The organism is Streptomyces sp. NPDC058335, assembly GCF_042723915.1.
In the GTDB taxonomy this organism is placed as follows: domain Bacteria; phylum Actinomycetota; class Actinomycetes; order Streptomycetales; family Streptomycetaceae; genus Streptomyces.
Genome location: NZ_JBHXHX010000002.1, coordinates 12395 through 38302, shown reverse-complemented (window position 1 = coordinate 38302; position 25908 = coordinate 12395). Strand labels below are relative to the sequence as shown.

Genomic DNA, 25908 nt, shown 5'->3' with positions numbered 1-25908 from the left:
CTCTGTTTTTTTCCCGCGGCTGCTCTTTCTGCGGTCTTCTCCCACCCCCCCAACTCCCCAAACCCCCAACCCCCCGCGGGGGCGGCCGCGCGTCCCCCCCCCCCGCCTCTGCGGTGGGAGAACCCCAGGGTCCCCGGGTTACTTCAGGATCGTGATCCGGTTCGTCACCGGCGGCGCGATCGGTGCGGTGGCCGAGGAGTTGGCCAGCAGGTACCGCTCCAGGGCGGTCAGGTCGTCGAGGCCGACGAGGTCGTTCGTGCCCTGGCCCAGGGTGGTGAAGCCGTCGCCGCCGCCCGCGAGGAAGCTGTTCGTCGCGACGCGGTAGGTGGCGGCCGGGTCGACGGCGGCGCCGTTCAGCTTGATGGAGTCCGTGACGACACGGTCCGCGCCGGTCTTCGTCAGGTCCAGCGTGTACGTCAGGTTCGCCGACGGCTGGAGGATCTTCGGGGCACTCGCGTTCGTGCCGCTCACCTGCTCCTTGAGCACCTGGACGAGCTGGGCGCCGGTGAAGTCCTGGAGGTTCACGGTGTTGGCGAACGGCTGGACGGTGAAGCCCTCGGCGTAGGTGACCACGCCGTCGCCCTCAGCGCCCTTGGCCGCGTAGGTCAGGCCGGCCCGCACACCGCCCGGGTTCATCAGGGCGAGGTCCGCCTCCGCGTCCAGCTCCTTGCCGTACCAGAGCTGCGCGTCCGCGATCAGGTCGCCCATCGGGGACTCGGTGCCCGTGTTGGGGACGTCGGCGGAGACATAGCCGATCGCGCGGTTGCCGATGGGCGCCGCGAGGGTGTTCCACTTGCTGATCAGCTCGGTCATGTCCGGTGCCTTGGGGACGGTCCGGGTGACCACGTGGTTCGCCGACTTCACCGCCGTACGGGCGATGTCACCGGTGAAGCGGTCGTACGTCAGCGTGGTGTCCGTGTACAGACGGCCGAAGGAGGCCGCCGAGGTGACCGTGCGCGGCTTGCCCGACGGGTCGTTGATCGTGCAGGCGTACGCGGCGTGCGTGTGGCCCGTGACCAGGGCGTCCACCGACGGCGAGATGTTCTTCGCGATGTCGACGATCGGGCCGGAGATGCCGTCCCCGGCGCCCGGCGAGTCGCAGTTGTAGTTGTACGAGGTGGAGGCGGGCAGGCCGCCCTCGTGGATCAGCGCCACGATCGACTTCACGCCCTGGCGCTGCAGCTCCTTGGCGTACTTGTTGATCGTCTCGACCTCGTCCTTGAACTTCAGGCCCTTGACGCCCTCCGCGGAGACGATGCCCGGCGTGTCCTCGAGGGTCACGCCGATGAAGCCGACCTTGACGTCCTTCTTCTTCCAGACCCAGTACGGCTTCAGGATCGGCTTCCCGGACTTCTCGTCCAGGACGTTCGCCGCGAGGTACGGGAAGTCCGCGCCGCCGAACTCCTCGTCCGTGTAGCAGCCGTCCGTCGGGTGGCAGCCGCCCTTCTGAAGGCGGGCCAGCTCCTTGGCGCCCTCGTCGAACTCGTGGTTGCCCACGGAGGTGACGTCCAGGTCCAGCTTGTTGAGCGCCTCGATGGTGGGCTCGTCGTGGAACAGGCCGGAGATCAGCGGGGAGGCACCGACCATGTCACCGCCGGCCGCGGTGACGGAGTACTTGTTGCCCTCGCGGGCCTGGCGCAGGTGCGTGGCCAGGTACTCCACACCGCCCGCGTCGATCGTCTCCGTCGTGCCGTCGGCATGAACCTCGGTGACCCGGCCGGAGGAACCGCTCGGCGGCTCGAGGTTGCCGTGCAGGTCGTTGAACGACAGCAACTGCACGTCCTGGTAACGGCTCGGCAGCGGCTTTCCGTGCCGGCTGTCGTGCGCGCCCGCCGGCAGCGCGGCGACCAGTGCGCCGGCGGTGGCCAGACCGGCGGCCGCCGCGAGCAGCCCGTACGTACGGCGTCTGCGGCTCGGATGCGAGTGGGAAGTGGCTGGCATGCGCCCCCCTGTGGTGTCTGCTGTGGTGTCGACGCCCTCGGGCCTGGGGAGGCCCTGTGAGGCGTCTGAGGTAGTGGCCCCGTCGGGCCGCAGCCTAGAGTCAACGCGCGTAGCGCGACAGGGGGTTCCTGGTTACATCCTGGTTTCCCTTTGACCTCCGCTTGTCTCCGAAGTGCCTTCGGAGAGCCTTCGGAGTGCCTTCGGAATGCCTTCGCCTTGTCTTCCGCTTGCCCGCCGCTCCGTTTCCCGCCCCCGCTTCCCCTCCCCACCGCCGCTGGTTCCGCGCCTCCTTCGCGGACGGCTCACCGTCCCCTTTCCCGCCCCCTCTCCCGATGCCGCCACTTTGCCGAGCCCGCCCTTTACCCTCGTACGCATGACCAGCGACGTCCCCGCATCGGCACCCGGCTCCCGATCCATCGAGAACCTCTCCGCGCTCTCCCCCGCACAGACCGAGGCCGTCCTCGACCTGCTCGCGGAGGCCGCCCACAGCGACGGCCGGCAGGCGGTGTCCGAACAGGGCCGGCTGCAATTGCGGGGTGGCCCTCGCGAGGGCATCTCCCACCTGCTGCTCTCGGTGGGCGACGAACTCGTCGCATACGCCCAGCTGGAGGACACCGACCCCGTCGAGGCCCCGGCCGCCGAGCTGGTCGTCCACCCCGCGCACCGCGGGCACGGGCACGGCCGGGCACTCGGCTCCGCCCTGCTCGCCGCCTCCGGCAAACGGCTGCGGGTGTGGGCCCACGGCGGCCACTCCGCCGCCCGGCACCTCGCCCAGGTGCTCGGTCTTTCGCTGTTCCGCGAACTGCGCCAGATGCGGCGGCCGTTGACCGACCTCGACCTGCCCGAGCCGGTGTTCCCCGAGGGTGTGACCGTCCGCACCTTCGTCCCCGGGCAGGACGACGGGGCCTGGCTGGCCGTCAACGCCGCCGCCTTCGCCCACCACCCCGAACAGGGCTCCCTCACCCAACGCGACCTCGACGACCGCAAGGGCCAGCCCTGGTTCGACCCGGCCGGCTTCTTCCTCGCCTTCCGCGGGGACCGGCTCATCGGCTTCCACTGGACGAAGGTCCACGCCGAGGAGGGGATCGGTGAGGTGTACGTCCTCGGTGTCGCCCCGGGTGCGCAGGGCGGCGGCCTCGGCAAGTCCCTCACCACGATCGGGCTGCGGCATCTCGCGGCCCAGGAGCTGCCCACGGCCATGCTCTACGTCGACGCCGACAACAAGGCGGCGGTGTCGGTGTACGAGCGGCTCGGGTTCGTCACCTACGAGACGGACCTGATGTACCGGACGGAGACCTGAGGTCGCGGCCTCATCCGCGAACTCCCCCGGCCGGGCTGAGGAGCACTGACCGGCGTCTCAGTGGCTCCGGCGTGCACAGCGCCGTCGATGCCAGCGTCACCGCCAGGAGCACCGCCCATCTCACGTGGGTCTCCTCCCACCAGCGGCCCGCCGGCTGGGTCAGCAGTCCCCAGCGCGCCGGGACGAGGCCCGCCACCGCGGCCGCCGCGCCGAGCCATATCGCCGCTCCCTTTCCCACCTCCGCGCCGTCCGCGAACCGCACGGCGGCGGTCGCGAGGGCGATGGCGCAGGTGACCGTCGCGAGGGCCTCCAGGGTGACCGGACCCAGAGGCGGGCGGGTCGGTCCGGGCACCAGAAGCAGGGCCGCCGTCCACCACAGCGCGAGCAGCGGGGCCGCCATCGCGAGGCGCAGGCCGGCTCGGTAGGGACGGCCGATCGGGCTTGCGGCGGTGGTGTGCCGGGCCGGGTCGTCGAGCAGGAAGGCCAGGCCCAACCCGCCGGTCAGCGCGGTCACCCGCAGCACCGTCAGTCCCACTTCCGCCCCCGGTGCCTGGTCCGGCAACCGCGTACTCGCCGCGAACAGCAGGCCCAGGCCACCACCCGCGGTCAGCGCCGCCCAGGGCAGGGACCGCCACACCGGCGGGGCGAGGGACCGCAGCAGGGCTCCGGTGCGGCGGGTGGGGCCCCGGCCGGCGGTGGGGGTCGGGCCTCGGCTGTGGGCCGGGATCGGGCCGTGGCCGTGGCCGTCGGAAGGGATCGGGCCTCGGCCGTCGGAAGACGTCGGACCGTGGCCACCGGAAGGGGTCAGCCGGCCGGGTGTGGGGCCCTCTGCCCCGGCCGCGTCTCCTACTCGTCGCACGACTCCACCCCCCGCGGCACCGCGACGCCCAGCAGCTTCGCGGCCTCGGCCGTCGATGTCTGCGCGGACGTCAGTGCCGACCAGTGCTTCTTGACCAGGGCGGTGATCTCCGCCCGGGGCCGGGCGAGCAGTTCGCCGACGACCGCCGTCTGGTGGGCCGTCAGGCTCAGCCCGTTGGTGGGAGCGAGGACCAGGCCGGAGCCGGTGGTGCTGTCGTCCAGCCGCACGTCCTGGAACGTGGCCATCGGGGTGGGGTCGGTGCCCAGCACCAGCCACATGATGGTCACCGCGCGGGCGTCGCACATGTCCCGCGTCGTCGCGTCCTCGGTGCCCGCCACGAGGACGGTGGCGGCTCCCACCGCGAACTCGGGGACGCGGTTGCCGCCCCAGCGGGTGCCGACGGTCACCTCGCTCGGTGTGGCGGAGGGGGTCAGCGCGGAGTCGGCCTCGATGCCGCCGCTGGCGTCGATGCGCTGGCGCACCGTCAGACGCGCTTCGGCCGCGCTGCCGCCGGCCGCGGACCGGAGCCGGTCGACGACCGCCGCCCAGTCGTCCCGCACGCCCTTCCACTCGGGGAAGGCGCAGTACGTCGATCCGTCGTACTCCGTGCACGACTGGACCTTCTGCGGGGTCGTGGACGCCGTCTTCCGTGCCGCTTCCAGGGCCGCCGTGTCCTGCGGGAGCTGGCCGATCGCACCGGCCGCGGTGACCACCAGGGCAAGGGCGGTCGCCACCTTGACGGCGCGGGTGCGGCCGCCGGACAGCAGCAGGGCCGCGCAGGTCAGCACGGCGCACAGGCCCAGCAGGTAGAGCGCGTGCCAGGCGGCCGGGCGGCCGAGGAGGTCGCTGGGGACCGGGTCGCCGCCGGAGATCCCTGAGAAGACCATCGGGGAGAGCCAGCCCACCCGTGGGTCGTCCGACTCGACGGCGTCGGAGGCGAGGACCATGAGCAGGTACGCGCCGATCACGAAAAGCATGGGCGCGAAGGACGTGGGCACGAGCCGGGCCAGCAGGACGCCGGTGATGCCGGCCATCAGGACGACCAGCGGGCCCACGGCGAGTTCACCGACCGAGCCGTGACCGATCGCGCCGGGCTTCAGCGCTTCCCGGGTGAACTCGGCCGCGACGACGACCGCGGTGAGCGCCGCGAACGGCACAGCGGAGAGCGCGTGCGCGAAAACGCGGCGCCAGGGCTCCATCGCCATGACGTCGAACTGCTGGACCGTGCCGTGCTTGCGCGAACGCAGGGCGGCGGCGTTGGTGCAGACGAGCAGGGCGATGGCCAGGAGCAGCGGGGCCGTCTGGGTGCTGCGGTCGACGGTGTTGAGGACGGGGTAGGCGCTCATGCCGTCCTGGAACATCAGCCGCGCGGTGGTGAAGCCGACGTAGAGGAGGAGGAAGACCAGTATCGGGATCTGGAGGAGCAGTTCGCGGGCCTCGAAGCGGGCCAGGGCGAGCACGGCGCCGGTGCGGCGGCCGGGCCCCTGGGGCTCCGGGAGCGCGGGGGCGGATTCCCTGACCGTCGTGATCGTGGCGCTCATGCGGTCACCGTCCGGCTCTCGCTGTCGAGGGTGAGCAGATAGCCGTCCTCCAGGGTGGGTTCGAGCAGGTCGGCGCCCTCCGGCGGATCTCCGACGTTGCGGAAGGTACCGGTGCCGGTGCGCCAGCCGGCCAGGACGGCCGGGTCCCGCTCCGCGCTGCTCCAGACCCGGCCGGCCGCGCGGGCGGTCAGCTCGGCGGGCGTGCCCTCGAAGCGGACGCGGCCCTGGGCGAGGACGACGACCCGGTGGCAGAGCATCGCCACGTCCTCGGTCTGGTGGGTGGACAGCAGGACCGTGCGGCCCTCGCCGGCCTCGGCGATCAGCCCGCGGAAGCGCATCCGCTGTTCCGGGTCGAGACCGACGGTCGGCTCGTCCAGGACGAGGAAGCCGGGGTCGCCGACGAGCGCGGCGGCCAGCGCGACCCGCTGCCGCATGCCGCCGGACAGTCGCTTGATCCGCTTGCCCCGCACGTCCGCGAGGTCGACGGCGTCCAGCACCCGCCGCACCTCGCGGTGCCGGGCCGCGCGGTCGGTCAGCTCCTTGAGGATCGCCACGTAGTCGACGAACGCGAAGGCCGTGAAGTCGGGGTGGAATCCGGGCGTCTGAGGCAGATAGCCGAGCGCGCGACGCAGGGCCAGGCGACCGGCCGAGGTGCCGGGGTCGTGCCCCAGGGCGGTGAACTCGCCACGGTCCGGCGGCACGGCCGTGGCCAGCACCCGCAACAGGGTGGTCTTTCCGGCACCGTTGGGGCCGAGCAGGCCGGTCACGCCCCGCGTCAGACGCAGCGAGACGCCGTCCAGGGCGTGTGTGCCGCCGTAGCGCAAGGACAGGCCGGTGGCCGTCACGGTGGTGGGCGGGGTGGTCATGCGGGGCTCCTGGGATTCCGGTCGGTGGGCGGGGGCGGGCGGGGGCGTCATACGGCGCCGCCGTCCGCGAAGCCGCCCACGGGACGCGCGTCGAAGCGGTCCCGGGTCTGGTAGAGCAGCACGGTGGCGAGAGCCGCGACAGCCGCCGCGGCCGACTGCCCGGCCGCCGTGAAGGGCACGAGCGTGGTGTGGGCCTGCGCCTGCGACTGCGCCACCACCAGCAGCGTCAGCCAGGCGCCGCCCACCAGGCCGGGCGCGAGGACCGGACCCAGCCGGGGGGTCAGCGCCAGGCCGGTCGCGGTCAGGGCGAGCGCGGGCAGCAGCCAGGTCAGGGCCAGCAGCCCGTACTCCGGCAGGGCGAGGGTCGCCAGGCCGTTGAACGCGAGACCAGCGGTCAGCACCGCGACCGTCCGGATCATCAGCAGCCGGAAGCCGTGCATCGGGGCGACGACAGCCATCTCGTACGACGGGTCCAGCGCCGGCCCGTACGACAGGGCGACCCCGCCGAGCGGGAGGAGCGGGGCGAGGGCGAGGAACAGCGCGGGCCGGTCCACCAGGTGCACCGCCAGGACCGTCATCACCAGCAGGGACAGCACCGCCAGCAGCCACGACCGGCGCAGCACCGGGGTGGCCGTCAGCAGCCGGGCGGTGTGATCGGCCACGCCGAGCCGCACCAGCAGCCGCTCGACCAGGCTCGGCCGGGGCGCGTCCAGCTCGGCGTCCAGCCGCTCCCAGGCTTCGTCCAGCGCGACCGGGTCGGCCGCCCCCGCGAGCCGGGACCGGCACTGGGCGCACCCCGTGAGGTGCGTGTCGGCGGACCACAGCAGGGGCGCCGCCAACTCGCCCCGCACGTAGGCCCGCAGGTCCTCTTCTGCCACGTGCCACGTCATGCCAGGACCTCCTTCACTCTGCCGGCCTCCACGCATCCGCGCAGGCGCCCTTCCGTCCCGTACCGCCTCATGCCAGCGCCTCCCGCAGTTGCTTGCGGGCTCGCTGGGCCCGCGTCTTGACCGTGCCCGGGGGGATGCCGAGCAGGACGGCGGCCTCCCGGGTGGTGAGTCCGTCGATGACGGTGGCCTGGAGGACCGCCCGCAACTCCGGTGAGAGGCGGGTGAGGGCACCGGCGAGGTCCCCGTGTTCCACTCCCGCGAGCACGCGCTCCTCCGCCGAGGCCTCGTCGCGATGGCGCAGCCGGGCCAGCGCCTGGCGCAGCCGCCCCCGCGCCCCGTCACCGCGCACGGCGTCGACGAGGCGGCGGGAGCCGATGCGCCACAGCCAGCCGGCCGCGTCCTCGGAGTAGCCCTCCTCACGGAAGCGGGCGGTACCGCGCCACACCGCGAGGAACGTCTCCTGGACGACGTCGTCGACTATCGCGGCGTCGGCGCAGCGGCTGCGCATGCGCGCGGTCAGCCACGGCGCGTACCGCCGGTACAGCTCCTCGAAGGCGTGACGGTCCCCGTCCGCCGCGATGGCCCGCAGCAGCTCCCCGTCGCTTCTCGTTTCGCTCACATCCCCTCATCGGACGAGCCCCGCCGATCGGTTCACGATCCGGCACCCGAATTTTTCCGCCCACCGTGACCCACCGCCCACCGCCGTTCCGCTCCCCGCACCCGCACCCCGCTCCCCGCTCCCCGCTCCCCGCTCCCCGCAACCAAACCCCACCGACGACCGGCCCACTTGACTTGCCAGGCCCCCTTACACCACCCTTTCACTACTCAATTAGTGAAAGGGTGGTTGTCGAGTGGTCGAATACCGCATCGACCGGCACAGCGGCGTGGCCACCTACGTCCAGATCGTCCAGCAGACCAAACAGGCCCTGCGCCTGGGCATGCTGCGCCCCGGCGACAAGCTGCCTACGGCCCGGGAGGTGGTCGAGGCCACCGCCATCAACCCCAACACCGTGCTCAAGGCCTACCGCGAGCTGGAACGCGACGGACTCGTCGAGGCCCGGCGCGGTCTGGGCACCTTCATCCGGCGCGCGCTGAGCACCGCCCCCGCCGACTCGCCCCTGCGCACCGAGCTGGACGAGTGGGCGGACCGGGCCCGCGCGGCGGGCCTGGACCGGGACGACGTGACCGCGCTCTTCACCGCCGTACTGGACGAGCACTTCACGGACGACCGCGGCGAGCCGGGCGCCGCCCGCACCAGCGGCACCAGGGGAAGCAGCGGAGCCAGCGGGACCAGCCGCACCCATCCCGACAACCTCGCCGAACCCACCGCACCCACCGCACCCACCGCACCAGCCTCCGGCCGACCCCACCCCACCACCCACGACAAGCACTCCCAGGGGGACCCTTCATGACCGACACCGCCATGGCGGCAACCGCGCTCGGCAAGCGCTTCGGCCGGCGCGGCAACTGGGCGCTGCGCGACTGCACGTTCCGGCTGCCCGCCGGACGCGTATGCGCCGTCGTCGGGCCCAACGGCGCGGGCAAGTCCACGCTCCTCGCCCTCGCCGCCGGCCTGCTGGCCCCCTCCGAGGGTTCGGTCACCGCCCTCGGCACGGACCCGGCGTCCGCACGCGCCCGTGTCGGTTACGTCGCCCAGGACAAGCCGCTGTACCCGCAGCTCACGGTCGCCGAGACGCTTGAGGTGGGCGCCGACCTCAACCCGGCGCGCTGGGACGCCGCCACCGCCGAGCGGATCGTCTCCGCGGGCGAGCTGAACCCCAAGGCCCGCATCCGCACGCTCTCCGGCGGTCAGCGCACCCGTGTCGCGCTCGCCCTGGCCCTCGGCAAGCGGCCGGAGCTGCTCCTCCTGGACGAGCCGATGGCCGACCTCGACCCGCTGGCCCGGCATGAGCTGATGGGCACCCTGATGGCGCAGGCCGCGCAGCACGGCACCACGATCGTGATGTCCTCGCACGTGGTCGCCGAGCTGGAGGACTCCTGCGACCACCTGCTGCTGATCGGGGGCGGCGGGGTCCGCCTGGCCGGTGAGATCGACGAACTGCTGGCCGCCCACGCGCGCGTGAGCGCACCCGCGGAGTCCACGGAGTCCGGTGAACTCGACGCCCACACGATCGTCGAGTCCCGCGTGACCGGCCGCCAGCTCACCGCCCTCCTTCGCCCGTCGGGCCCGCTCGCCGACGACTGGCGCCCCACGGCACCGTCCCTGGAGGACCTGGTCCTCGCCTACCTCCGCAACCCCCAGGCGGCCCCCCTCACGCCTGCCCACCCGGAGGAGGCCGCCGTATGAAATCCACCGACGCCCCTGCCTCCACCGCCTCCGCCCCGCGGCCCCGACTTCTGCCGTGGCTCCTGCGGCTGCACCGCCCCGGCCTGGCCGTCTGGGCCGGTCTCGTCGCCGTTCTGACCCTGGCCCTGCTCGCGATGTGGGGCCCGCTCGGGGACGCGGCCGCCGACGGCTGGCGGCAGTACCGCGCGTGCGTCGGCGACGGGCCGTGCGGTTACGACCAGGACGCGATCATCCGGTACCGGGACGTGTACACGTACACGACGTTCGCCGTGATCGGGCTGCCCTTCCTCGTCGCCGCCTGGGCGGGCGCCGCCCTGATCGGCCGCGAACTGGAGAACGGCACCGCCCACCTCGCCTGGACGACGGGCCTCTCCCCGACCCGCTGGCTGACCGCCAAACTGGCCGCCCCCGCCGCCCTGATCACCCTCGGCACCGGCCTGCTGGTGCTGCTGCACCACCTGGCCTGGTCGGCGAACCGGCACCGCATCGACACCTCCAAGACCTGGCACGACTCCCCCACCCTGCACGCCAACGGGCCCACCACGGTCGCCCTCGCGCTGGCCGGCCTCGCCGCCGCGGCCCTCGCCGGCCTGCTGTGGCGCCGTACGCTGCCCGCGCTGGTCGCCGGACTGGGCTTCACCGTCGCCTTGCGGTTCGCGGCCGACCTGGCCATGCCACGACTGTGGCCGTCCGTCACCCGCGTCACCGGCCTCGACACCGGGTACGTCATGGAGGGCGTCGAGGTCGACTCCGGCCTGGTCACCGCCGGCGGCGGGCACATCGCCGACCCCGGCTGCGGGCCGTCGTTCGTGGAGGGCTGCGCCGAGAGGTACGCCAAGCTCGACGCCACCGGCTTCTACACGGAGTACCACCCCGAGTCGCATTACTGGCCCCTCCAGCTGACCACGACCGCCCTCCTCCTGGCCGTCGCCGCCGGCCTCACCGTCACCGCGTTCGCCATGCTCAGGCGGTCCACGGCCACGACACGCACGTCGGCACGCGCCACGGTGCCCACCCGCGAGGAGGCCGCCGTATGACCGCCGCCACCGCGCGCGCCCCCCGGAAAGCCGAGGAGGCCCCCGGCGCCGAGGATGCTCGCGGCGCCCGCTGGGGCGTCGCCCGCACCGTCCTGCGGCTGCACCGCGCCGCCCTGCTCGTCTGGGGTCCGGCGGTGCTGGGCCTGACGGGCTGGCTGGTGTGGCTCACCGAGGTCACCGCCGACGAGGCGCGCGCCAAGCAGGAGGCCTGCGACCGCGCGGTCCAGGACTGGTGCGACATGAGCGTCGGCATCCTCGGCTACAGCGCGCCGATGGACGGGATCGCCACCCTGACCGCCAACGCCTTCGTCGCCGTCGCCGCCTTCGCGGGCGGCGCGCTGATCGGCCGCGAACTGGAGAGCGGCACCGCCCGTCTCGCCTGGTCGCAGGGCATCACCCCGGCCCGCTGGCTGACCGCCAAGCTCGCCGGCCCCGCACTCGCGGTGACTCTCGGCGTCACCGTCCTGGTCCTGGTGTTCCGCTGGGCCTGGAAGCCCAACCGGGTCCTGATCGGCACCGACTGGATGGACGACAGCGTGTTCGTGGCCCTCGGCCCGGCCGCCGTCGCCTACGCCCTGTGCGCCCTCGCCCTGGGCACGCTCACCGCGCTCCTGCTGCGCCGCGCCCTGCCCGCGTTGGCCGTCTCCGTCGCCCTGACCTGGCTGCTCGCCCAGGTCCTGGTGTATTTCCGCGCCTCCCTGTGGCCGTCCCGGACCCGGACCTCGGCGACCGAGGAGGTGTACGGCCCGGACAGCGCCTGGCAGGTGGACCAGGGCGCGCTGGTCCACGGCAGCCCCGCCCCGCGGGTGAACCACTGGGGCTGCGACGGCACCACCGAGGAGATGCGGCGCTGTCTGGACGACCTCGGTGTCACCGGCTACTACGCCACCTACCACCCGGAGTCCCATTTCTGGCCCCTGCACCTGGTGGAGACGGGCATCCTCCTGACCGTCGCCGCCGCGGCCGTCGCCGTGTCCTTCCGCCTCCTGCGCCACCGCACGGCCTGACCCAGCCGACGGCTCCACCACCACGGGCCCTGTACGTCCCTCCACGGGGGGAGAGACGTACAGGGCCCGAAGTCCGTACGGGAACCAGCCACACAGACCCCCTCGGGCCCCCCACCCCCGCGAGCCGCCCCCCGATATCCCACACGCCATGTCTCCGTAACCATCGGTTCAGACGACCTTGCGACGCTCAGCCAATGAACCGTGCCGTGCCCGAGCCTTCGCCTCCTCCCGAGGACAAACGCCTCGACGGGAACGCCGCCGCGCTCCCCCGCGCACGTTCCGACGCGCCTGTGTCGCTGTCGGCGCGGAAGAATGGGTTCATGAGCCAGTCGAACGCCCAGGCCAAGGTCCAGCACGAGCAGCCCTCCGTGGGCTCCATAGCCGCGCACCGCCCGCACACGGTGGCCGCCGCGGTATCCGATCTGGAACCCGACATCGACGCCGACCTCGACGGATACGAGGAGTCGCCGTACGACGGGCCCCAGCTGCCGCAGGGCCGCTTCCTCGACCGGGAGCGCAGCTGGCTGGCGTTCAACGAGCGGGTTCTCGAACTCGCCGAGGACCCGAACACGCCCCTGCTCGAGCGGGCCAACTTCCTCGCCATCTTCGCGAGCAACCTCGACGAGTTCTTCATGGTCCGGGTGGCCGGACTCAAGCGCCGCATCGCCACCGGCGTGGCCACCCGTTCCGCCTCCGGCCTCCAGCCACGTGAAGTCCTGGAGATGATCTGGGCCCGCTCCCGCGAGCTGATGGCCCGGCACGCCGCCTGCTACCACGAGGACGTCGCCCCCGCGCTCGCGGAGGAGGGCATCCACCTGGTCCGCTGGAGCGAGCTGACGGAGAAGGAGCAGGCCCGCCTCTTCACGCTGTTCCGGCATCAGATCTTCCCGGTCCTGACACCCCTGGCGGTCGACCCGGCGCACCCCTTCCCGTACATCTCGGGTCTCTCCCTGAACCTCGCGGTGATCGTGCGCAACCCGGTCAGCGGGCACAAGCACTTCGCGCGCGTGAAGGTGCCGCCGCTGCTGTCCCGCTTCCTGGAGTGCTCCCCGGGCCGGTACGTCCCCGTCGAGGACGTCATCGCCGCCCACCTGGAGGAGTTGTTCCCGGGCATGGAGGTGCTGGAGAGCCACGCCTTCCGCCTCACCCGCAACGAGGACCTCGAGGTCGAGGAGGACGACGCCGAGAACCTCCTCCAGGCCCTGGAGAAGGAACTCATGCGGCGCCGCTTCGGACCGCCGGTGCGCCTGGAGGTCGAGGAGTCCATCGACCGCGAGGTGCTCGACCTGCTGGTGCGCGAGCTGAAGATCGGCGAGGCCGAGGTGTACCCGCTGCCGGGCCCGCTGGACCTCACCGGCCTCTTCCGCATCCACCGCCTCGACCGTCCCGAGCTGAAGTACCGCAAGTTCATCGCGGGCGTACACCGCGACCTGGCGGAGGTGGAGTCGGCGTCCGAGCCCGACATCTTCGCCGCCCTGCGCAACCGGGACGTGCTGCTGCACCACCCGTACGACTCCTTCTCGACCTCCGTGCAGGCGTTCCTCCAGCAGGCGGCCGACGACCCGGACGTCCTCGCCATCAAGCAGACCCTGTACCGGACCTCCGGGGACTCCCCGATAGTCGACGCGCTCATCGACGCCGCCGAGTCCGGCAAGCAGGTCCTCGTCCTGGTCGAGATCAAGGCCCGCTTCGACGAGCACGCCAACATCAAGTGGGCGCGCAAGCTGGAGGAGGCCGGCTGCCACGTCGTCTACGGCCTCGTCGGCCTGAAGACCCACTGCAAGCTGTCCCTGGTGGTCCGTCAGGAGGGCGAGACGCTACGGCGGTACAGCCACGTCGGCACCGGCAACTACCACCCGAAGACGGCCCGGCTGTACGAGGACCTCGGCCTGCTCACCGCCGACCCGCAGGTCGGCGCGGACCTCTCCGACCTCTTCAACCGGCTCTCCGGCTACTCCCGCCGTGAGACCTACCGCCGGCTGCTGGTCGCCCCCAAGTCCCTGCGTGACGGCCTGATCTCGCGGATCGACAAGGAGGTCCAGCACCACCGTGCCGGACGTCCCGCCCACGTCCGCATCAAGGTCAACTCGATGGTGGACGAGGCGATCATCGACGCCCTGTACCGGGCGTCCCAGGCCGGTGTACCGGTCGACGTCTGGGTGCGCGGCATCTGCGCCGTACGGCCGGGCGTGCCGGGCCTGTCGGAGAACATCCGGGTACGTTCGATCCTCGGCCGCTTCCTGGAGCACTCCCGGGTGTTCGGCTTCGGCAACGGCGGCGAACCCGAGGTGTGGTTCGGCAGCGCCGACATGATGCACCGCAATCTCGACCGTCGTATCGAGGCACTGGTCAGGGTCGTCGACCCGGCCCACCGTGCGGCCCTGAACCGGCTGTTGGAGACCGGTATGTCGGACGCGACCGCCTCCTGGCACCTCGGCCCGGACGGCGAGTGGACCCGGCACGCGACCGACGCGGACGGCCAACCCCTGCGCAACGTCCAGGAGATGCTCATAGACGCCCGGAGGCGCCGGCGTGGCACAGCGACATGACCTGACGGATTCCGCGGCCGGGTCCGCCGTCCCGGCCGTGACCGGAGAGGCCCTCGCGGGCTATCTCCGGGGCCAGGCCACCGAGTTCCTCCGTGCGCTGCGCCTGCACCGCGAGACCGGCGGCGGGCCGAACGGCTCGGGCGGCGGCACGGCGGACGCCGTCGACGCGGCGCGCGCCCTGCGCCGCTCGGCCCGCCGGATCAGCGGCAGCCTGCACACCTTCCGCCCACTCCTGGACCCCGACTGGTCCGAGGAGATCCGTCCCGAACTGGCGTGGTTGTCGGGCACGTTGGCGCTGGAGCACGCCTGCGAGTCCCGCCTGGACCGGCTGCTGCTGGCACTGCACCGGCTGTCGGGCGCGACGACGGTACCGACGCAGACCTCGGGCACGGGCGCGGGCGCCGCAACGGCCGTATCGGCAGCCGCGTCCACATCCGCGTCCGCATCTCAGAAGACCGCCCTTCAGAGGGCGACCGCCACGGCCCCCCGCCCCACCCCCGACCGGGGCAATCTCACCGTGGGCGCGGCGAAGGCGGGCGCTCTCCTCGACCGTCAGCTCACCCTCGCCCGCACCCGCGCCCACTCCACCGCCCTCCAGGCTCTCGGTTCCTCCCGCTTCCACGCCGTCGCGGACAAGGTCGCCGTCCTGGCCAGCGAGGTCCCCCTCGCGCCGCACGCCGCCACCACCGACCCGCGCCCCCTGGCCGCAGCCGCCGAGGAGCGCCTCACGGACGCGGTGGCCGCGCTGCCCCTGGTGACCGCGGGCCATCCGTACAACGCGGAGGCGCTGATCCACGGCCTGTCCCCGGACCCCGCCCCGCACCCGCAGGACGCGCCCTGGCACCAGGTCCGCCTCCTGCTGCGGCTGCACCGGTACGCCCTGGAGGTCCTGCACGGCGACGACGCCCCGCCGCACGTCCGGCTGCTCTCGGCGGGCCAGGCCCTCGACCGGCACCGCGACGCCTCGGAGGCGGCTGCCGCGGCGGCCCAGGCGGCCCGTACGCCGCGCATCGCCCCGGCCACGGCGTACGCGCTCGGCGTGCTGCACGCGGACCAGCGGCACGAGGTGGAGGCGGCCCGTTATGCCTTCCAGCGTTCGTGGCAGAAGCAGACCATCGGCACGGGCACGTCGTAGTCCGCACGCCGGCGTTCGTATACGGCCCCCAGGACAGGCGGTGACCGGTGAGCACTCCGCACGACACTCCCGACGGCACTCCGCACGGCAGTCCCGAAGGCGGTCCCGACCAGACCACCGTCCGGGCGGCCGGCTGCGTCCTGTGGCGCCGGTCCCCGTTCGACGGTGAGCTGGAGATATGCCTGGTCCACCGACCGAAGTACGACGACTGGTCGCATCCCAAGGGCAAGCTCGAACGCGGCGAGGACTGGCTGGCGGGCGCCGTCCGCGAGGTGGCCGAGGAGACGGGGTACGCGGCACACCCGGGCCCCTACCTGCACACCGTTCGCTATGTCGCCCAGGACCGCCCCAAGGAGGTCCGCTACTGGGCGGCCGAGGCCGGGCGCGGCCGTTTCACCCCGAACGACGAGGTGGACCGGCTGCTCTGGCTGCCCCCGGCGGCCGCCCGCGATCGCCTCACCCAGCCGAGGGACAGTGCCCTCGTCGACGCGCTGCTGACCGCTCTGCACCTGACATAGTCCGAGCTCCGGCCGGAATCACCCTGTGTCCTCGACGTGAGCGTTCCGTGACCTAACCACACCGCCTCCAGGGGTTCACCCCGCGTTCATTTAGGCCCATAGGCGGCTTCACCTGTTCTGCCTAGTTTCGGCCTTACCCGGTGCGGTGCGCGACCTCAGGGAAGCGCTCGTGCCGCCGCAGTCTTCGCACGCCGCCGGATTCAGGACGGCGGCTCCTGGAAGGATCTCCCTCAAGTGAAGCTTCAGCGCATGAACCGGCGGGCCCTCACCCTCGGTGCTCTCGCCGTCTCCGGCGCCCTGGCCCTCACGGCGTGCGGCTCCGACGACACCGGTTCCAGCAGCGGCGGCAGCTCGGCCGCGGCCACGGGCGCCAGTGACATCAAGTGCGACGACGCCAAGGGTCAGCTCCTCGCCGACGGCTCCTCCGCGCAGAAGAACGCGATCGACGCCTGGGTCAAGAACTTCACCCAGGCCTGCAACGGTGTCCAGGTCAACTACAAGGGCTCCGGTTCCGGCGCCGGCATCACCGCGTTCACGCAGGGCACGGTCGCCTTCGCCGGCTCCGACTCCGCGCTGAAGCCGGAAGAGGTCGCCGCCTCCAAGAAGGTCTGCACCGGCGGCCAGGGCATCGACCTGCCGATGGTGGCCGGCCCGATCGCCGTCGCGTACAACCTGTCCGGTGTCGAGAACCTCGTCCTGGACGCGCCGACCCTGGCGAAGATCTTCGACGGCAAGATCAAGAACTGGAACGACGCGGCCATCGCGAAGCTCAACCCCGACGCGAAGCTTCCCGACCTCCAGATCCAGCCGTACCACCGCTCGGACGAGTCCGGCACCACGGACAACTTCACCAAGTACCTGATCGCCGCCGCCCCGAACGACTGGAAGTACGAGGGCGGCAAGGCCTGGCAGGCCAAGGGCGGCCAGTCCGCGTCCGGTTCCTCCGGTGTGGCCCAGGGCGTCAAGCAGACCAACGGCGCCATCGGCTACATGGAGCTGTCGTACGCCAAGGACGGTCTCGGCACCGTCGCCCTGGACACGGGTGCCGCCGCCCCGGTCAAGGCCTCCTCCGACGGAGCCACCAAGGCCGTCGCGGCCGCCAAGGTCGTCGGCACGGGCAACGACCTGGCGCTGAAGCTCGACTACACCACCAAGGCCGAGGGCGCGTACCCGATCACCCTGGTGACGTACGAGATCGCCTGCGACAAGGGCAACAAGGCCGAAACCCTGCCGGCCACCAAGGCCTTCCTGCGGTACCTGGCCAGCGAGCAGGGCCAGGGCATCCTCTCGGGCATCGACTACGCGCCGATCCCCGACTCCATCATCACCAAGGTCCGCACCACCGTCGAGGGCCTGAGCTGATCTGAAGGTGCGGTCCGGCGCCGGGGTCACCCGGCCCGGACCGCACCGTCCGGTGCACCGCCGCCAGGGGCCGCACGCACACCCGGCCCCGCCCGAGCCGCCCACCCATGAGCGGCTCCGCAGACCGGAGAACCCCAATGGACATATCGACACAGAAGCCAGACCAAGCACCTCCCCCCACGGCCCCGCCCACCGCGACCGAACAGAAGCGCGCGGCCCGCGGCGCCACCCGACCCGGTGACCGGATCTTCCTCGGTCTCTCCCGCGGGTCGGGCATCCTGCTGCTCGCGATCATGGCCGCGATCGCGGGCTTCCTGGCGTACCGGGCCTCGCTGGCCATCAGCAAGGACGACGCGAACTTCCTCACCGCCTTCGAGTGGAACACCGGCGTGATCCCGCCGAAGTTCGGCATCGCCGTCCTCGCCTTCGGCACGGTGGTCTCCTCGGTGATCGCCATGGTCCTCGCGGTCCCGATCGCCGTGGCCATCGCGCTGTTCCTCACCCACTACGCCCCGCGCAGGCTGCGCAGCCCGATCTCGTACGTGATCGACCTGCTCGCCGCCGTACCGTCCATCGTGTACGGCCTGTGGGGCGCCCTGATCCTCGTACCGCAGATGGACGGCCTCTTCGGCTGGCTGGACGAATACCTGGGCTGGACCGGGATCTTCTCCTGGGACCAGGGTGCTCCGCGCTCGATGCTCACCGTCGGCATCCTCCTGGCGATCATGATCCTGCCGATCATCACCAACGTCAGCCGCGAGGTCTTCCGCCAGGTCCCGCAGATGCATGAAGAGGCCGCCCTGGCCCTCGGCGCCACGCGCTGGGAGGTCGTCCGGATGTCCGTGCTGCCGTTCGGCCGCTCCGGGGTGATCTCCGCGTCGATGCTCGGCCTCGGCCGCGCCCTCGGCGAGACGATGGCCGTCGCCACGGTCCTCTCCCCCGACTTCGACATCCACGCCAGCCTGCTCAACCCGGGCGGCGGCACCTTCGCCCAGAACATCGCCAGCAAGTTCAACGAGGCGTCGGAATTCGGCCGGGACGCGCTCATCGCGTCCGGTCTCGTCCTGTTCGTCATCACGCTGCTGGTCAACGGCGCGGCCCGCGCGATCATCGCCCGCCGCAAGGAGTACTCGGGGGCCAACGCATGAGCCACGCCGTCGTCAACGACAAGCGCCCCAGCACCCTGCGCGGCGCCAGCCTGCCGAAGTGGTCCCCGTGGGCCATCGCGGCCGGTTCGATCGCCCTGGCCGTGGTCATCGGCCTGGCCGGGGGCCTCGACAGCCGCGCCCAGTGGGGGCTGATCGCCGGCCTCCTCTTCCTGCTGGGCACCTTCGGCATCGCCGCCCGCGTCGAGGGCCGCCGCCAGGCCAAGGACCGTATCGCCACCGCCCTCGTCTGGGTCGCCTTCCTGATCGCCATCGTGCCGCTCGCCTCGCTGATCTGGGCGACCGTGCAGCGCGGCACGAAGGTCCTGGACGTCTACTTCCTGACCCACTCCATGGGCGTCGTCGCCGACTCCGAGCCCGGCGGCGGCATCTACCACGCCATCATCGGCAGCCTGGAGCAGGTCGGCCTCGCCACCCTGATCGGCGCCCCGATCGGCATCCTCACCGCGATCTACCTGGTGGAGTACGGGCGCGGGAACCTCGCGCGCGCCGTCACCTTCTTCGTGGACGTCATGACGGGCATCCCGTCGATCGTCGCGGGTCTGTTCATCCTCAGCCTCATGCTGATGTTCGACATGCAGCCCTTCGGCTTCGCGGGTTCGCTGGCGCTGGCCATCCTGATGATGCCGGTCGTCGTACGCTCTACCGAGGAGATGCTCAAGCTCGTCCCCAACGAGCTGCGCGAGGCCTCCCTCGCACTGGGCGTCCCCAAGTGGCGCACGATCCTGAAGGTGGTCGTCCCGACCTCCATCGGCGGCATCATCACCGGCGTCATGCTGGCCGTGGCCCGCATCGCGGGTGAGACCGCCCCCGTCCTGCTCCTCGTCTTCGGCAACCCGTTCATCAACACGAACCCGTTCGAGGGCGCGCAGGCGTCCCTGCCGCTGTACATCTACCAGCAGTACTCGCAGAGCGCGGGTTCGGAAGCGGCGTACGACCGTGCCTGGGCGGCTTCGCTCACGCTGATCGCCTTCGTGATGATCCTCAACATGGTGGCCCGCGGCATCGCCCGCTGGAAGGCCCCGAAGACCGGTCGCTGACGGCGACCCCACAGCGACCGACTCCGGAAGTGAAGTAGAAGACATGGCCAAGCGAATCGACGTAAGCGGACTGACCGCGTACTACGGCTCCCACAAGGCGATCGAGGACATCTCGATGACCGTCGAGCCGCGCTCGGTGACGGCGTTCATCGGCCCCTCCGGCTGCGGCAAGTCGACGTTCCTGCGCACGCTGAACCGCATGCACGAGGTCACCTCCGGTGGCCGCGTCGAGGGCAAGGTGCTCCTCGACGACGAGGACCTGTACGGCCACGGCATCGACCCGGTGTCGGTGCGGCGTGAGGTCGGCATGGTGTTCCAGCGCCCGAACCCCTTCCCCACGATGTCGATCTTCGACAACGTGGCGGCGGGCCTGCGGCTGAACGGCAACTACAAGAAGAACGAGCTGCAGGACGTCGTCGAGAAGTCCCTCAAGGGCGCGAACCTCTGGAACGAGGTGAAGGACCGCCTGAACAAGCCGGGCTCGGGCCTCTCCGGCGGCCAGCAGCAGCGTCTGTGCATCGCGCGGGCGATCGCGGTGGAGCCGAACGTCCTGCTGATGGACGAGCCCTGCTCCGCGCTCGACCCGATCTCCACCCTCGCCATCGAGGACCTGATCGGCGAGCTGAAGGAGCGCTTCACGATCGTCATCGTGACGCACAACATGCAGCAGGCGGCGCGGGTCTCCGACCGTACGGCCTTCTTCAACCTGTCGGCCGTCGGCCAGCCCGGCCGCCTGATCGAGATCGACGACACGGAGCGCATCTTCTCCAACCCGTCGGTCCAGGCCACCGAGGACTACATCTCGGGCCGCTTCGGCTAGACCGCCCAGACCCCTCGCGGTGCTGCATGGCGGTGCCACCGTGAGGACGCAGAAGAGCCCGCCCCCTGGCTCCCGGGGGGCGGGCTCGCGCGTTGTACGTCTGTGCGAGTCACCGCGGCAGAAACATCTCCGCTACAGGAACGCCAGCTTGACGATCCAGAAGGCGCAGGCCGCGACGACCGCCGCCGCCGGCATGGTGATGAACCAGCCGAGCACGATGTTCTTGGCGACGCCCCACCGCACGGCGTTGATCCGCTTGGTCGCGCCCACGCCCATGATCGCCGAGGTGATGACGTGCGTCGTCGAGATCGGCGCCTTGAAGAGGAACGCGGACATGAACATGATCGAGGCGCCGGTCGTCTCGGCCGCGAAGCCCTGCGGCGGGTCCAGCTCGATGATCTTCCGGCCGAGCGTGCGCATGATGCGCCAGCCGCCCGCGTAGGTGCCCAGCGACAGCATCACGGCGCAGACGATCTTCACCCACACCGGGATGGGGTCGCCGTAGTCCTCGACGTCGGCGATGACCAGCGCCATCACCACGATGCCCATCGTCTTCTGCGCGTCCTGGAGGCCGTGGCCGAGCGCCATACCCGCCGCCGACACCGTCTGCGCGATGCGGAAGCCCCGCTTGGCCTTGTGCGGGTTGGCCCGCCGGAAGGTCCACATGATGGCCGTCATCACCAGATAGCCGACCAGCAGACCGACCACCGGCGACACGAACATCGGGATGACGACCTTCTCCAGCACGCCGTCCCAGTGGACCTGCGTCCCGCCGGCCAGCGCCGCGCCCACCATGCCACCGAACAGCGCGTGCGAGGACGAGGACGGCAGGCCGAAGTACCAGGTGACGAGGTTCCAGGTGATCGCGCCGACCAGCGCCGCGAAGAGGATACCCATCCCCTGCGACCCCTCGGGCGTCTCGATCAGCCCCTCGCTGACGGTCTTGGCGACCCCGGAGCCGAGGAAGGCACCGGCGAGGTTCATCACCGCGGCCATCGCCAGCGCCGCCCGCGGCGTCAGCGCCCGCGTCGACACGGACGTCGCGATCGCGTTCGCCGAGTCGTGGAAGCCGTTCGTGTACGTGAAGAAGAGCGCGACCGCGATGGTCGCGACCAGAGCGAAGGTGTCCATGAAGAGGTCAGGACTCCTTGACCGCGATGGTCTCCACCGTGTTCGCCACGTGCTCGAAGGCGTCCGCGGCCTCCTCCAGCACGTCCACGATCTGCTTGAGCTTCAGCACCTCGATCGCTTCGTACTTGCCGTTGAAGAGGTGGGCGAGCAGCTTGCGGTGGATCTGGTCGGCCTGGTTCTCCAGCCGGTTGACCTCGATCCAGTACTCGGTGAGGTTGGACATGGTCCGCAGGTTCGGCATGGCCTCGGCGGTCAGCTCGGCCGCCCGCGCCAGCACCTCGATCTGCTGCTCGACGCCCTTGGGCAGTTCCTCGACGTTGTAGAGGACGACGAGGTCGACGGCCTCCTCCATGAAGTCCATGATGTCGTCGAGGGACGACGCGAGGTTGTAGATGTCCTCGCGGTCGAACGGCGTGATGAAAGAGGAGTTCAGCTGGTGGAAGATCGCGTGCGTGGCGTCGTCACCGGCGTGTTCCGCGGCCCGCATACGCTCTGCGATCTCGGCCCGGCCGGCGGTGTCCGCCCCGAGCAGTTCCATGAGGAGTTTCGAGCCCGTGACGATGTTGTCCGCGGACGCGGCGAACATGTCGTAGAAGCTCGTCTCCCTGGGGGTCAGACGAAAGCGCACGTGGGGTCCTCAGGATGCATCGGTTTCGGTCAGGCTGATGCTAGGCGCATCATCCGGCCACGGCTAATGGGCCGCCCACCAGTGTCGCCCATCGAATGCGGCGACCGGCAGCGGGGCCGCCCGGTGGTCCAGTCCACAGGCCGCCGACAACGGCGGCCACAGGCCCTATACCCGGCAAAGTTCGGTACGATATACCCAGTAGGGGTATATGTCTGGAGGACAACGATGACGACCACCGAGGCCGGGGCGGCCACCGAAGAGGTCGTGACCGACCACGACCGCGGTGTGCACGGCTACCACAAACAGAAGGACGAGCACCTCAAGCGCCTGCGCCGCATCGAGGGGCAGATCCGCGGCCTCCAGCGCATGGTCGAGGAGGACACCTACTGCATCGACATACTCACCCAGGTGTCCGCCTCCACCAAGGCCCTGCAGTCCTTCGCGCTGCAACTGCTGGAGGAGCACCTGCGCCACTGCGTCGCCGACGCGGCCGTCAAGGGCGGCGACGAGATCGACGCGAAGGTGGAGGAGGCCACGAAGGCCATCGGCCGCCTGCTGCGGACCTGACCTCTCGCGTCGACGGGAGGCCGTCGGCGGGAGGCCCGCCCGTCATCCGGCGCGGGCCTCGCGCTCCTCGGCCACCCTCAGCACCTCGTCGATGCTCTCCAGGCTGAGCCGGTCCTCGGCGGCGGAGGCCGCGATGATCAGCTCCCCGCACAACTCGATCTCGGCGAGGGCCACGTGGTCCTGAACCGCCGTACCGCCGACCGGAGCCACGCGCATCACCTCGTCTCTGCCGTCACCGACTTCCTAGAGTAGGGAGCGGCGTACAGACCGCGCATGGCACGGACGGGCTAGTCCTCATACCGGTTCCATGGCCGAATCCAGCCCCCACCGCACCATCACGACCCGGCTGTCACCGCCGCGCCGCCCCGGTTCACTCCTCGGCGATCCGCCCGGCATAGATGTCCACCGACGCCGGCAGCCTTACGTCGACGGGGGCCCCGAAGTCGTACAGCAGCGTCGTCGAGGCGACCGCGACGGCCTCCTTCTGCCGGCCGTTGACGAAGCTGAACCGGTGTCGGACCTTGCGGATGCGCCCCTCGTCGTCGAGGTAGACGTCGAACGGGACCCGGGCCGTGGCGAACCCTTTCGCCGCCGCGCCCAGCGCGTCCCGGCCGCCCGCCGAGGCGCCCTTCGCGGCCACGGCGAGGTCGGCGGTGCCGCGGTAGTGCCACACCTCGGTCCCCGCCAGCCGGGTCCGGCCCACGTAGGTCGCGCTCCGCGTCCCGCGCAGCACCTCGGCGGCGGCGTACGGATCGGTGGCGCCGCCGGTCACCAGGTTCCCGTCGGACAGCGTCGCCGTGTCCACCCGGACCCATTTGTCGGCGGGCACGCCCGCGCCCCGGTTCTTCATGAAGAGGGCGCCGGGTGCGAGAAGTTCGACGATGGGCCGGTGCTCGGTGGTCCCGGCCGGATCCTGCGGGAGCACCACCTTCAGCTGCCCGAGCTGCCGGCGGTAGTCGTAGACGCCCTCACCGCGGATCGTCACGCGGGTCCCGCCGGTGGCCATCTCCATCGACGTCCGGGCCTTCGAACTGCCCGCCGTCACCAGCGCGTCGGCCGCCCGGCGGAGCGTCTCGACCGGGTCGGCGGCCTGCGCGTCCTCGGCCGCGTCCCCAGGACCCGCGCACCCGGCGGCACCCGCACAGACCCCGGCCACCAGCCCCGCGACGACCGCCGTACCCCACCGCCGTTGCTGCCGCTGAGCCATCGCCTGTCTACCCCCAGCCGGTTCGTCCGTGACGGGCGCCCTGTCGTTCCCGATAACGACGGGTGGGTGGCACCGTCACGCGTGGCGCAGGCTTGCGGTGGTCGCACGAGTCCTTTGTGCCGGGGCTGGGTACCGTTGTCTCCGTGACCCAGCAGGACCGTGCGGCATCCTCCCCCGGCGACGGGGCGGCCCACACCACCACGACCGTCGAACACGGCCCCTTCTGCCTGGCCCGCTGCACCTGCGGCTGGCGCGGCCCGGCACGCAGGGCGAGAAGCCTGGCCAGAGCGGACGCCGCGGGCCACACCCACGACTGACCCCGTGCCGTTTGCCCGCCACGGGAACCCCCGGGCCCATGGCCCCGTCTCGCTCCATGAAGCCGACGGAAGGCACAGGGCGGTCAGACATGCAACGGCGTACGTTCATCGCAGGCGGCACGGCCGCGGTCGCGGCGGTCGCGACGGCCGCGTGCCGGTCGGACGACAGCGGCGGCTCCTCCACGACCGCCTCCGGAAGCCCAGGCGCCTCCGGGACCGCGGACGGCAAGATTCCGCTGCGGACCACGAGCGCCGCGGCCGCCGCGAACTGGGCCGCCCTCGGCCGCTCCCTCGACGGCCCCCTGATCCGCCCCGGCGACGCCTCCTGGACGGCGGCCCGGCAGTTGTACAACACCCGCTTCGACACCCTCCGCCCGGCCGCGGTCGCCTACGTCGCCCACACCGACGACATCCGTACGGCCCTGGCGTACGCCCGCGCCCACGGCACCAAGGTCGCCATCCGCAACGGCGGCCACTCCTACGGCGGCTGGTCCTCGGGCAACGGCCGGCTGATCCTCGACGTCTCCCGGCTGAACCGGGTCCGCGCGAGCGGCACCTCCGCCGTCGTCGGCGCCGGCGCCAAACTGATCGACGTCTACCGCGCACTCGCCGCCAAGGGCATGACGATCCCGGCCGGCTCCTGCCCGACGGTCGGCGTCTCCGGCCTGGTCCTGGGCGGCGGCCACGGCGTGGTCTCCCGCGCGTACGGCCTGACCTGCGACAGCCTCACGCGGGCCACCATCGTCACCGCGGACGGCAAGCAGCTCACCGCCGACGCCACCCACCACAAGGACCTGTTCTGGGCGCTGCGCGGAGCCGGCAACGGCAACTTCGGCGTCGTCACGGAACTCCACTTCACCACCCACCCGGCGCCGCAGGCGGTGACCGGCTACCTCTCCTGGCCCTGGTCCAAGGCCGCGGCCGTGGTGAAGGCCTGGCAGGAATGGGGCCCCTCCCAGCCCGACGAGATCTGGTCCGCCCTCCACCTGGCCGGCACGCCCGGCGGCACCCCGAGGGTCTCCGTCTCCGCCTTCGGCATCGGCACCTACGGTCAGCTCCAGAACGCCGTCGACCGCCTCGCGGACCGCGTGGGTGCCTCCGCGACGAGCGTGTCACTGCGCCGGCGCTCCTACGAGGACGCCATGGAGATCTACGCCGGCTGCTCGTCCTTCGCCACCGACGCCCAGTGCCATCTGCCCGGCTCGACCCCCGGCCGCTCCCCGCAAGGCGCCCTGGGCCGCGAGACGTACGCGGCCCGCTCCGACTTCTTCGACCGCTCCCTCTCGGCGGCCGGCATCCGGACCCTGCTCCAGCAGCTGAGGACCGTCCGCGGCGGCTCGGGCAGCATCGCGCTCACCGCCCTCGGCGGCGCGATCAACCGCGTCTCCCCCACGGCCACGGCCTTCGTCCACCGCCGCTCCCGGATGCTGGCCCAGTACCTCGTGTCCTGGCGCGCGGGCACCACGGGCACGACGGCCCAGTCCTGGCTGACGACGGCCCACCACTCCATGGCCCCGCACGCCTCGGGCGCCGCCTACCAGAACTACGCCGACCCCACCCTTTCCACCTGGAAAAAGGCGTACTACGGCCCAGCAGCCGCCCACCTGACCCAGCTAAAACACCAGTACGACCCCACGAACTTCTTCACGTACCCGCAGTCCCTGTAGGACCACTGCCGCCGTCTGCGGCGCATGCGCCACCCGCCCAGCCTGCGGGCGG

Annotated in this window: 25 protein-coding genes; 15 read left to right on the top strand and 10 right to left on the bottom strand. The window is 71.7% G+C overall.

Annotated features, from left to right (window positions below; genetic code table 11):
• Positions 1 to 138: 138 nt before the first annotated feature.
• The gene (locus ACFWJX_RS03185) at positions 139 to 1941 is read right to left on the bottom strand and encodes a bifunctional metallophosphatase/5'-nucleotidase (RefSeq protein WP_383236041.1); all 1803 of its coding nucleotides are present in this window, start codon (positions 1939 to 1941) and stop codon (positions 139 to 141) included.
• Positions 1942 to 2314: 373 nt separating this feature from the next.
• Between ACFWJX_RS03185 and mshD the strand changes: the two genes are divergently transcribed.
• Entirely contained in the window at positions 2315 to 3241 is a 927-nt protein-coding gene (gene mshD, locus ACFWJX_RS03180; protein WP_383236038.1) for a mycothiol synthase, read from the top strand.
• A gap of 10 nt (positions 3242 to 3251) precedes the next feature.
• Here mshD and ACFWJX_RS03175 read toward each other — a convergent pair whose 3' ends face one another.
• From ACFWJX_RS03175 to ACFWJX_RS03155, 5 genes are all read right to left on the bottom strand, one after another.
• Complete coding sequence (locus tag ACFWJX_RS03175) at positions 3252 to 4100, bottom strand: ABC transporter (RefSeq protein ID WP_383236035.1); 849 nt, start codon at positions 4098 to 4100, stop codon at positions 3252 to 3254.
• A complete protein-coding gene (locus ACFWJX_RS03170) occupies positions 4088 to 5641 on the bottom strand; it encodes an ABC transporter permease (protein ID WP_383236032.1) in 1554 nt (517 codons plus the stop codon). The genes ACFWJX_RS03175 and ACFWJX_RS03170 overlap by 13 nt, the downstream gene beginning before the upstream one ends.
• A complete protein-coding gene (locus ACFWJX_RS03165; RefSeq protein ID WP_383236030.1) occupies positions 5638 to 6507 on the bottom strand; it encodes an ABC transporter ATP-binding protein in 870 nt (289 codons plus the stop codon). Before ACFWJX_RS03165 ends, ACFWJX_RS03170 begins: the two co-directional genes overlap by 4 nt.
• Before the next feature lie 47 nt (positions 6508 to 6554).
• On the bottom strand, positions 6555 to 7397 hold the full coding sequence (locus tag ACFWJX_RS03160; RefSeq protein ID WP_383236027.1) for a zf-HC2 domain-containing protein: 843 nt from the start codon (positions 7395 to 7397) through the stop codon (positions 6555 to 6557).
• A 67-nt stretch (positions 7398 to 7464) separates the two neighbouring features.
• Entirely contained in the window at positions 7465 to 8016 is a 552-nt protein-coding gene (locus ACFWJX_RS03155) for an RNA polymerase sigma factor (RefSeq protein ID WP_383236025.1), read from the bottom strand.
• 232 nt (positions 8017 to 8248) lie between these two features.
• Between ACFWJX_RS03155 and ACFWJX_RS03150 the strand changes: the two genes are divergently transcribed.
• From ACFWJX_RS03150 to pstB, 11 genes are all read left to right on the top strand, one after another.
• On the top strand, positions 8249 to 8809 hold the full coding sequence (locus tag ACFWJX_RS03150) for a GntR family transcriptional regulator (RefSeq protein ID WP_383236022.1): 561 nt from the start codon (positions 8249 to 8251) through the stop codon (positions 8807 to 8809).
• Positions 8806 to 9705 carry an ABC transporter ATP-binding protein gene (locus ACFWJX_RS03145; RefSeq protein ID WP_383236019.1) on the top strand — a complete coding sequence of 300 codons (900 nt, stop codon included), beginning with the start codon at positions 8806 to 8808 and terminating at the stop codon, positions 9703 to 9705. Before ACFWJX_RS03150 ends, ACFWJX_RS03145 begins: the two co-directional genes overlap by 4 nt.
• On the top strand, positions 9702 to 10742 hold the full coding sequence (locus tag ACFWJX_RS03140; protein ID WP_383236016.1) for an ABC transporter permease: 1041 nt from the start codon (positions 9702 to 9704) through the stop codon (positions 10740 to 10742). Before ACFWJX_RS03145 ends, ACFWJX_RS03140 begins: the two co-directional genes overlap by 4 nt.
• The gene (locus tag ACFWJX_RS03135) at positions 10739 to 11749 is read left to right on the top strand and encodes an ABC transporter permease subunit (protein WP_383236013.1); all 1011 of its coding nucleotides are present in this window, start codon (positions 10739 to 10741) and stop codon (positions 11747 to 11749) included. The genes ACFWJX_RS03140 and ACFWJX_RS03135 overlap by 4 nt, the downstream gene beginning before the upstream one ends.
• A gap of 320 nt (positions 11750 to 12069) precedes the next feature.
• Positions 12070 to 14298, top strand: coding sequence for an RNA degradosome polyphosphate kinase (locus tag ACFWJX_RS03130; protein WP_383236010.1), 2229 nt, complete (start codon positions 12070 to 12072; stop codon positions 14296 to 14298).
• Entirely contained in the window at positions 14282 to 15433 is a 1152-nt protein-coding gene (locus ACFWJX_RS03125; RefSeq protein ID WP_383236007.1) for a CHAD domain-containing protein, read from the top strand. Before ACFWJX_RS03130 ends, ACFWJX_RS03125 begins: the two co-directional genes overlap by 17 nt.
• Before the next feature lie 47 nt (positions 15434 to 15480).
• Positions 15481 to 15951, top strand: coding sequence for an NUDIX hydrolase (locus ACFWJX_RS03120; protein WP_383236004.1), 471 nt, complete (start codon positions 15481 to 15483; stop codon positions 15949 to 15951).
• 234 nt (positions 15952 to 16185) lie between these two features.
• On the top strand, positions 16186 to 17313 hold the full coding sequence (gene pstS, locus ACFWJX_RS03115) for a phosphate ABC transporter substrate-binding protein PstS (RefSeq protein ID WP_383236001.1): 1128 nt from the start codon (positions 16186 to 16188) through the stop codon (positions 17311 to 17313).
• 137 nt (positions 17314 to 17450) lie between these two features.
• Entirely contained in the window at positions 17451 to 18461 is a 1011-nt protein-coding gene (pstC, locus tag ACFWJX_RS03110) for a phosphate ABC transporter permease subunit PstC (protein ID WP_383235998.1), read from the top strand.
• Positions 18458 to 19519: a phosphate ABC transporter permease PstA gene (gene pstA / locus ACFWJX_RS03105; RefSeq protein ID WP_383235995.1), complete on the top strand. Its 1062-nt coding sequence runs from the start codon at positions 18458 to 18460 to the stop codon at positions 19517 to 19519. Before pstC ends, pstA begins: the two co-directional genes overlap by 4 nt.
• Before the next feature lie 43 nt (positions 19520 to 19562).
• Positions 19563 to 20339, top strand: a complete 777-nt coding sequence (gene pstB / locus ACFWJX_RS03100) for a phosphate ABC transporter ATP-binding protein PstB (protein ID WP_383235992.1) — start codon at positions 19563 to 19565, stop codon at positions 20337 to 20339.
• 132 nt (positions 20340 to 20471) lie between these two features.
• Here pstB and ACFWJX_RS03095 read toward each other — a convergent pair whose 3' ends face one another.
• Together ACFWJX_RS03095 and ACFWJX_RS03090 are read right to left on the bottom strand one after the other, a co-directional pair.
• A complete protein-coding gene (locus ACFWJX_RS03095; protein WP_383235988.1) occupies positions 20472 to 21470 on the bottom strand; it encodes an anion permease in 999 nt (332 codons plus the stop codon).
• Between the two features lie 7 nt (positions 21471 to 21477).
• Entirely contained in the window at positions 21478 to 22098 is a 621-nt protein-coding gene (locus tag ACFWJX_RS03090) for a DUF47 domain-containing protein (protein ID WP_073496855.1), read from the bottom strand.
• 225 nt (positions 22099 to 22323) lie between these two features.
• Here ACFWJX_RS03090 and ACFWJX_RS03085 point away from each other — a divergent pair, with 225 nt between their 5' ends.
• Entirely contained in the window at positions 22324 to 22665 is a 342-nt protein-coding gene (locus ACFWJX_RS03085) for a metal-sensitive transcriptional regulator (protein ID WP_073496857.1), read from the top strand.
• 42 nt (positions 22666 to 22707) lie between these two features.
• Here the strand turns inward: ACFWJX_RS03085 and ACFWJX_RS03080 are convergent, their stop codons facing one another.
• Both ACFWJX_RS03080 and ACFWJX_RS03075 read right to left on the bottom strand, forming a co-directional pair.
• Complete coding sequence (locus tag ACFWJX_RS03080; protein WP_252556881.1) at positions 22708 to 22875, bottom strand: hypothetical protein; 168 nt, start codon at positions 22873 to 22875, stop codon at positions 22708 to 22710.
• A 160-nt stretch (positions 22876 to 23035) separates the two neighbouring features.
• On the bottom strand, positions 23036 to 23872 hold the full coding sequence (locus ACFWJX_RS03075) for a hypothetical protein (RefSeq protein ID WP_383235985.1): 837 nt from the start codon (positions 23870 to 23872) through the stop codon (positions 23036 to 23038).
• 143 nt (positions 23873 to 24015) lie between these two features.
• Between ACFWJX_RS03075 and ACFWJX_RS03070 the strand changes: the two genes are divergently transcribed.
• Complete coding sequence (locus ACFWJX_RS03070) at positions 24016 to 24189, top strand: hypothetical protein (RefSeq protein WP_167534903.1); 174 nt, start codon at positions 24016 to 24018, stop codon at positions 24187 to 24189.
• Between the two features lie 89 nt (positions 24190 to 24278).
• Complete coding sequence (locus ACFWJX_RS03065; RefSeq protein WP_383235981.1) at positions 24279 to 25856, top strand: FAD-binding oxidoreductase; 1578 nt, start codon at positions 24279 to 24281, stop codon at positions 25854 to 25856.
• The last annotated feature ends 52 nt before the right edge of the window (positions 25857 to 25908 follow it).

Coding starts and splice junctions, on each gene's coding strand:
- ACFWJX_RS03185 (WP_383236041.1), bottom strand. CDS start 1,941: ATGCCAGCCACTTCCCACTCGCATCCGAGCCGCAGACGCCGTACGTAC.
- mshD (WP_383236038.1), top strand. CDS start 2,315: ATGACCAGCGACGTCCCCGCATCGGCACCCGGCTCCCGATCCATCGAG.
- ACFWJX_RS03170 (WP_383236032.1), bottom strand. CDS start 5,641: ATGAGCGCCACGATCACGACGGTCAGGGAATCCGCCCCCGCGCTCCCG.
- ACFWJX_RS03165 (WP_383236030.1), bottom strand. CDS start 6,507: ATGACCACCCCGCCCACCACCGTGACGGCCACCGGCCTGTCCTTGCGC.
- ACFWJX_RS03160 (WP_383236027.1), bottom strand. CDS start 7,397: ATGACGTGGCACGTGGCAGAAGAGGACCTGCGGGCCTACGTGCGGGGC.
- ACFWJX_RS03145 (WP_383236019.1), top strand. CDS start 8,806: ATGACCGACACCGCCATGGCGGCAACCGCGCTCGGCAAGCGCTTCGGC.
- ACFWJX_RS03140 (WP_383236016.1), top strand. CDS start 9,702: ATGAAATCCACCGACGCCCCTGCCTCCACCGCCTCCGCCCCGCGGCCC.
- ACFWJX_RS03135 (WP_383236013.1), top strand. CDS start 10,739: ATGACCGCCGCCACCGCGCGCGCCCCCCGGAAAGCCGAGGAGGCCCCC.
- ACFWJX_RS03130 (WP_383236010.1), top strand. CDS start 12,070: ATGAGCCAGTCGAACGCCCAGGCCAAGGTCCAGCACGAGCAGCCCTCC.
- pstC (WP_383235998.1), top strand. CDS start 17,451: ATGGACATATCGACACAGAAGCCAGACCAAGCACCTCCCCCCACGGCC.
- pstA (WP_383235995.1), top strand. CDS start 18,458: ATGAGCCACGCCGTCGTCAACGACAAGCGCCCCAGCACCCTGCGCGGC.
- pstB (WP_383235992.1), top strand. CDS start 19,563: ATGGCCAAGCGAATCGACGTAAGCGGACTGACCGCGTACTACGGCTCC.
- ACFWJX_RS03095 (WP_383235988.1), bottom strand. CDS start 21,470: ATGGACACCTTCGCTCTGGTCGCGACCATCGCGGTCGCGCTCTTCTTC.
- ACFWJX_RS03085 (WP_073496857.1), top strand. CDS start 22,324: ATGACGACCACCGAGGCCGGGGCGGCCACCGAAGAGGTCGTGACCGAC.
- ACFWJX_RS03075 (WP_383235985.1), bottom strand. CDS start 23,872: ATGGCTCAGCGGCAGCAACGGCGGTGGGGTACGGCGGTCGTCGCGGGG.
- ACFWJX_RS03065 (WP_383235981.1), top strand. CDS start 24,279: ATGCAACGGCGTACGTTCATCGCAGGCGGCACGGCCGCGGTCGCGGCG.